The organism is Phormidium sp. CCY1219 (assembly GCF_055795085.1).
The window spans coordinates 22,613-29,116 of sequence record NZ_JAYFEQ010000212.1 but is presented as its reverse complement, the minus strand read 5'-3'; the positions used below and the strand labels follow the sequence as shown (position 1 = coordinate 29,116).

The 6,504-nt window shown below is 48.2% G+C and carries 4 protein-coding genes; all 4 read right to left on the bottom strand.

Annotated elements, in window-relative coordinates; genetic code table 11:
* Positions 1–150: 150 nt before the first annotated feature.
* Positions 151–1,689, bottom strand: coding sequence for a hypothetical protein (locus AC0QH1_RS01820; protein ID WP_324629055.1), 1,539 nt, complete (start codon positions 1,687–1,689; stop codon positions 151–153).
* A gap of 256 nt (positions 1,690–1,945) precedes the next feature.
* A complete protein-coding gene (locus AC0QH1_RS01815; protein WP_324629054.1) occupies positions 1,946–3,652 on the bottom strand; it encodes a hypothetical protein in 1,707 nt (568 codons plus the stop codon).
* 134 nt (positions 3,653–3,786) lie between these two features.
* Positions 3,787–5,331, bottom strand: coding sequence for a hypothetical protein (locus tag AC0QH1_RS01810; RefSeq protein ID WP_324629053.1), 1,545 nt, complete (start codon positions 5,329–5,331; stop codon positions 3,787–3,789).
* An 85-nt stretch (positions 5,332–5,416) separates the two neighbouring features.
* A complete protein-coding gene (locus AC0QH1_RS01805) occupies positions 5,417–6,367 on the bottom strand; it encodes an ABC transporter ATP-binding protein (RefSeq protein WP_324629056.1) in 951 nt (316 codons plus the stop codon).
* Between the last annotated feature and the right edge of the window lie 137 nt (positions 6,368–6,504).

Here is a 6,504-nt window from a genome sequence, read left to right as displayed (position 1 = left end):
GCAATTAAAGCATTGCACATAAGTCCTGCGTGCCCCCTCGGTTTAATTGTACCCGATGCGGATTTTTTTGTCAAGTGGACGGGGATGTTTAGTCCCCGTTGATGGCACCTATGGTTGATTTTCCGGGTAGAAATCCGATCGCCGTTCCTGTTAGTTCCGGGAAAGGGAATCGCGCAATAGTGCTTTGGTGGTGGATTCGCCGAGGCGGTTGAGCTGCTGATTCAATTTAGCGGACAAGCTGGCCAATAGGGCTACATAGGATAAAAAGGCCAGAACCACGTGAATGGTGGAAGCATGTTCGATTCCCAAAAAGGGCATCATCGTCAGCAGAAATAGGACAGAGGCTTGCTTGCTTTTGGCCACTAGAACCTCGATCGCAAACAGGGGTAATGCAGTGGCCGCGATCGCCGTGGCCATTCCCCAAAGTTTGGCATGTTTGAGGTGCATGAGGGAGAACATCTGCGTCACCATAGCATAGCACAACATGAGTAAAGAGCCAAAAATAATGGTGATAATTGCGCTATACTTGCTAAAATTTTCCACAGGCCACAGGGAAATCCAAGGGATAAAAATTGCTGCGGTTATGGCAATATTAACCGCAATTGCGATCGCCGCCGGACTTTTTTCGCCCCATAGCAAATCTTGCCATAAAAAACGACGCCGGACGCCTTTAGAATAGCGCGCCCAATCTTGCAGAGTTTGTCGAGGGGGTGAGAGGAGGACAATCAGGCAGATAAACAGCCAGAAATTGGCGAAAAATATGGCAAACAGATAGTATTCTCCCTCATAGACAAGACTGCTTTCCGAGAGAAAATCTAGCATGAAACCGAGCAAAAATAGTTGGATGCAGGCGACCAAACCATAGCTTTGTTTTTTGCTAAAAACTTGTATATTTTGATTGCGAAAGCGGCGATGCAAGGCTTGCCAAATCCAGTAGGTGGCGAGAATAGCGGTGAAAGAGATAAAGCCGCGAAACAGGAAAATATGGAAACCAATGGGCAAACCATACCACGGTTGACGAACCACGGTGTGGGTATAAAACCCCACCCTATAATCTAACTGGAACAGCATCGCGAAGACAGCGATCGCGCCACTCGCACCGATCCAACCTTGAGAACCGCCGATTAAAGCGTAAAGAATAGCGGCGCTGTAAAACAATAAGCAATAAGCGGCTAACAAAGCGTAGAAACTCAAGAACCAGGTGAAGGGCGAGTTACCCGCGATCGCACTCCACAAATGGAAGGGTAACGCGATCGCCGCCCCGAGGAAAAGCAACACTGGAACGCCAAGTAATTTACCCGTTAAAATGCTGGGAGTGGACTGGGGACTCAAGCGAATAAAATTCAGCGTCCCGCGTCGTTCTTCGCGCGCCAAATCGGAGATGAGCAGATAAACGCCACCGCCAATCAGGGCGATCGCCACCATCCAATGCATCGCCCGAGAGACATCGAACCACCATTCCACCCAATCGACCACACAAGGTGCTTTTAAAGAGCTTTTTGGCAGACAGTAGGGATTTTCCTGAGCAAATTCTTTGGGCAAAAAAGCGAGGTAACACAGCAGCAGTAACAGTTGAATTGCGAGAGAACTGACCGAGGCGATCGCGATATTGCGCCAGGTCAATCGACCTTTGAATTCTCGAAAAAGTTGGGGATTGCGTTCCCCGATTGCATTTAGGACAGATTTCATTATTACTAATTTTTTATAGGGTGAACAGTTAGGGAGAAAATGCAATTCTTTTCCGTCCGAAGGAATAGGATTTAAAACGATTAGTCCGCGTGGGCGAACTTGATTTGTCGAGGGGGGATTTCCATCGCCCGCTTTCGATGGGCGGTTTACCGGATATGATGTAACTCGTTCCCAGAATTGCCTGGGAAACGAGTTAAATAGATTGAGGTTTGTCGCCCTAATAATTCGGGTGTGGGCTACGTTTGATTGCTGCTATTTAGGCTTTTCCAGTCAGCAATGCTTTAGAGGCGGATTCTCCTGCATGGCGCAACTGGCCGATGAGTTGCAAATGGGATAATGCCAAAACTAAGGCTTGTCCAAACAGGGCGAAACTCACCATTACACTGGTTGCTTCCGTGTTTTTGACGGCGAGAAAAGACATGGAAGAAAGCAACCAAGGCCAAGCGGCGGGATAGTCTTTTACGGACAACAAACCGAGTACCATTGGCGGTAAAACGGTGACAGCGAAGAGGATACCTGCGGCCCAAATGCCCCGTTTTGGGGTTTTCATTAACAGGATTAGTTGAGCGATAACCGCCCAGAATAACACCATTGTGGCGTAGAATAGCAACCCGAGCAAAGCGCCAGTTTTGTTACTTTCAGAAGGCCACAGGAGAATCCAGGGAACCAACAGGGCACAAGAGAAGAAGAGATTGAGGCCGATCGCCACAGTGGCGGGGCTTTTTTCGCCCCAAATCCAATCGCGATCGAGGGAGAATTTGCCCCGGCGTTTTTTGGGCGATCGCTGGAGTTTATACCGCGCCCAATCTTGCAAAGTTTGGCGGTGGGGAGAGAGAATTGCGATCGCCCCTAAGAACAGCAGCGCGTCTAAGATTAATACCAGCATTAACTGATGGGAGAACCAGTCCTCTAAACTAACATGTTGATGGTAGGGGGTTTGCAGGGTAAAGCCCAGAATCGTGGTTTGAAAGCAAGCGAACAGAAAATAACTCTGTTGTTTGCTAAAAATCGTGGCGCTGGGGTTGGGAAAGCGTCGGCTCAGACCTTGCCAAATCCAGTAAGTCCAAAGGGCAAAATTCACCACCATCAATAGAGAAAATCCGGTCACATTTTCCCCGACGGGGAAGGAGAACCACTGCAATGTCTGGATGTCTGAAAGATTGAAATAGTCCGAGATATGTTTTAAAGCGGATGGGGGACTATCTAACAGATAAACCTGGGTTTGGATTGGATTAAACAGATTCAACCAATCGAAGGGATTATTCCACACTGCATCATCGCCATAGCTATCGAGGCGGATGGTGGTAAACCAGAGAAACGAGGCTACAAAACCACTTCCCAGCCAGGATTGAAATCCGCCCATCCAAGTGCTGACCAACCCAAAGAGCATGGCTGCACTATAGAAGAAAATACAGCCAGCCACAGTGGAGAGATAGAATAAGAGAACCTGGCTTAAAGCGATGTTAGCTGTCATTGCGGCGAACAAATGCAGGGGAAGGGCGAGCAATATTCCCAGATAAAGAAATATCGGAACGCCGAGTAATTTGCCGCTGAAAATATTGGCAGTAGAACGAGGGCTGACGCGGAGAAAATTGAGAGTTCCGCGACGTTCTTCTTTGGCTAAATCGCCGATCAGCATGTAGGTGCCGAGGAGCAATAAGCCAAACGCGCCGATGAAGCTAAGCCAGAGAAAAATATCGAACCACCACAGTTGCCAGTTAATCAGGGGATTCTCGGCAGAATCGGTAAGGCATTTGTAGTCTTGTATTTTTAAACAGTAGTGCCTGGAGTAACTGCTAAGCCGAGTGGGAATTTTGTCGAGGAAGGTCAGAAGCAGAATCAGTTGAGCGCCAAGGGAAATGGCAGTGGCGATCGCCAGATTTTTCCATTTCAGCCGTCCTTTCAGTTCTCGGAATAACTGGGGATTCCAGTCACTTACTGCATTTATCGCTGGAATATTCATCGAAATTGTTCCTTTGGTTTTAGGTTTGAGGTTATCGTGTTGATAGTTAGTCCGGCGGGGAGAAACCGCGCGGGAAGTTTCTCCCTGATTTCCAGCCGCGATCGCTGGTTTAACGGTTACTGGATTGGCATTTTTTATCCAGCAGCGTCGAGCAACGCTTTCGACTCGGATTCTCCCAATTTAGCGAGTTGGGAATTTAGGGCAATACTCAATCCAGCGATTGTGGCAAATTGCCCTAACAGACTGAGAAACACGGTGAAAGCCGAAACTTCGGGAAGGGCTATCCAAGCCGACCCAAATACGGAAAACATCCACCAGCCCCAGACGGGTTGTGCCGACTCAAATAACAAGGATAAAAGTGCGGCAGGTAGACTCATAATAGCCACGAGGGTACCGATGGCAAATCTTCCCGGTTTGGGAGTTTTGACGAATAACATTAACTGTGCGATCGTGGTATAAATCCAGATTAAATTGACGCTGAGAATTAAACCAGCGATCGCCTGTATTTTCTGCTCACCAGGCACATTCCACAGCATCGCCCAAGGCAACCAAACCGCCGCCACGATGGCGAGATTTATCGTCATTGCCATAATTGACGGGCTTTTTTCACCCCAAATCCACTGGAATTTCGCACTTCGCTTTCCGTTGCGGTGGGTGAGGGGATGTTCGTCTTTGTGATACCGCGCCCAATCGATTGACGCTTGGCGATGGGGAGCAATTGCCGCAACGACTAACATCAACAGCCCCAGATTAATCGCGAACATGACAAACATCATGCCCAACAAAGCATCGTCCTCGAAATTGGTAAACGACCAAAATAATCCGAGCAACCACACTTGAAAGCCTCCCACCAGGACATAACTATCTTGTTTAGAGATTAAGGTAGATTCTGGGTTTTTAAATCGGCGGTTGATTGCCTTCCAAATCCAATAACTGCCCGCGACAACTGTTATCAGCATCCAGCAAAAGCCGAGTTTGATATTCCCGCCGATATTCCAGGTAAACCAATACCAGTCTACTCCGCGATATTCCAGGGGGAGTCCGTTAAAATGAAAGGCGAGAAAACCGAGATAAGAAGACCCCAACCAGGCGGCTAACAAACTGTTAGCGATCGCTTGATAGGGCACTTTAGTCAGCATAGTATTGAGCAAGACCATATTGAACAAAAGCCAACTGCCGGCAGTCACGAGGACATACAATCCCAATATCCAGAACAGGGGCACGCCAGCCATGAGGGCGGAAAATAAGTGCAACGGAATAGCCAGGGCGATCGCCAAGTAAAGCACACTGGGAACGCCGAGTATTTTTCCGAGCAAAATGCTTTGGCTGGGACTCGGAGACAGGCGAATAAAATAGAGTGTTCCGCGATTTTCTTCTTTCGCCCAATCGCTAGAGAGGGAGTATGCGCCCCCGGCAAAAAGCAGCAATGCTAAAATCCATCCTAGGGTAAAAAATAGCTCCAGCCAATTGACTTCCCAGTGGTATTCCACACATTGGCTGACAATGCTATCTACGTATTTATCGCAGTAACTGTTGCTAAATGCAGCTAGCAGCAAAAATTGAAACACCAGGGAAATTCCCAGCACCGTAAAAATGTTGCGAGAGGTCATGCGCCCTTTGAGTTCGCGAAAAAGTTGGGGGTTCCATTCCCCCAGTCGGTCTAAGGTTTTGCCAAACATTTTGCAGTTTCCTAAACGAAAGGTTTGATTGTTGTTTTCGGGTTATTCGGTTTCCTTTATTGGATAAAATTTGCCGTTGATTTGCTTAAGATGCCTGCTTGTGACCGAGTTTCAAGAAAATCGTTTCTAAATCTTCTTGGGTGCAGTGGAATTCCGAGATAGGGATACCGGCGGTGACCAGCGATCGCAGTAAATTTGAGCTTTCTTCGGGATTCCCGGAAAAATGAACGCGCAGTTTTTGGGTTGGGGCATCCACCTCCCAGCCCTCCACTTGGGGGCAATTTTTCAATTCGGATTCTAATGCGTCTAGTTTACCCAAGGTGCCGATTAAAATTTGCTGGCGGCTCAATCGTTGGTAAAGTTCTTTCAGGGAAGCACTTTCCACCAGATACCCCAGTTCCATAATTCCCACTGAGGTACAAAGTTCGGCCAAGTCGCTCAATACGTGGGAGGAAATTAAAATTGTCATTCCCGCTTCGCGCAGGATTTTGATAATTTCCCTAAACTGCATCCGCGCGATCGGATCTAAGCCGGATACGGGTTCGTCAAGGAGGAGCAAAATTGGCTCGTGGATGATGGTGCGCGCGAGGCTGAGTCGCTGTTTCATCCCCCGCGACAGGGTAGAAATTAGGCTATTTCGCTTGTTAGTTAGCTGTACCAGTTCTAAGACTTCGTAAAGGCGCTGACTGCGGCGGGGTTCTCGCAAGTAGTAGAGTCTGGAAAAATAGTCTAAATAGTCCCACACGGTTAAATCGTCGTAGAGGGGAAAGTCATCGGGTAAATAGCCGAGGCGACGCTTCAGGGTGGGGTTGTTGCTGTCGCGGCGCAGACGTTCTCCATTAATGAAAATGTCGCCGGTGGTGGGTTCTTCTGCGGTAGCTAGCATCCGAATTAAGGTAGTTTTACCGGCTCCATTTGGGCCGATGAGTCCGTAAACCTCTCCAGATGCTACTTGCAAATGAACGTCATTGACTGCAAGGTGCCGATCGAATTGCTTGGTGAGTCCACGGGTATCGATTGCCAGTTCTTGGACCATAGTGGATTGAGTTTGTGGAAGGATTTGCGTGCTGTTAATGCTAGGGTAGCCTTTACCTACAGCGATCGTCACTAGCATTTCAGAATTTGTAACGCGAGGGAAGGAGGGGATTTGATGTGTATCCGGTTAAAAGCAAG

What these genes read in the sequence shown, in the direction of transcription:
- AC0QH1_RS01805 (WP_324629056.1), bottom strand. Translation starts at nt 6,367, where the DNA reads ATGGTCCAAGAACTGGCAATCGATACCCGTGGACTCACCAAGCAATTC.
- AC0QH1_RS01815 (WP_324629054.1), bottom strand. Translation starts at nt 3,652, where the DNA reads ATGAATATTCCAGCGATAAATGCAGTAAGTGACTGGAATCCCCAGTTA.
- AC0QH1_RS01820 (WP_324629055.1), bottom strand. Translation starts at nt 1,689, where the DNA reads ATGAAATCTGTCCTAAATGCAATCGGGGAACGCAATCCCCAACTTTTT.
- AC0QH1_RS01810 (WP_324629053.1), bottom strand. Translation starts at nt 5,331, where the DNA reads ATGTTTGGCAAAACCTTAGACCGACTGGGGGAATGGAACCCCCAACTT.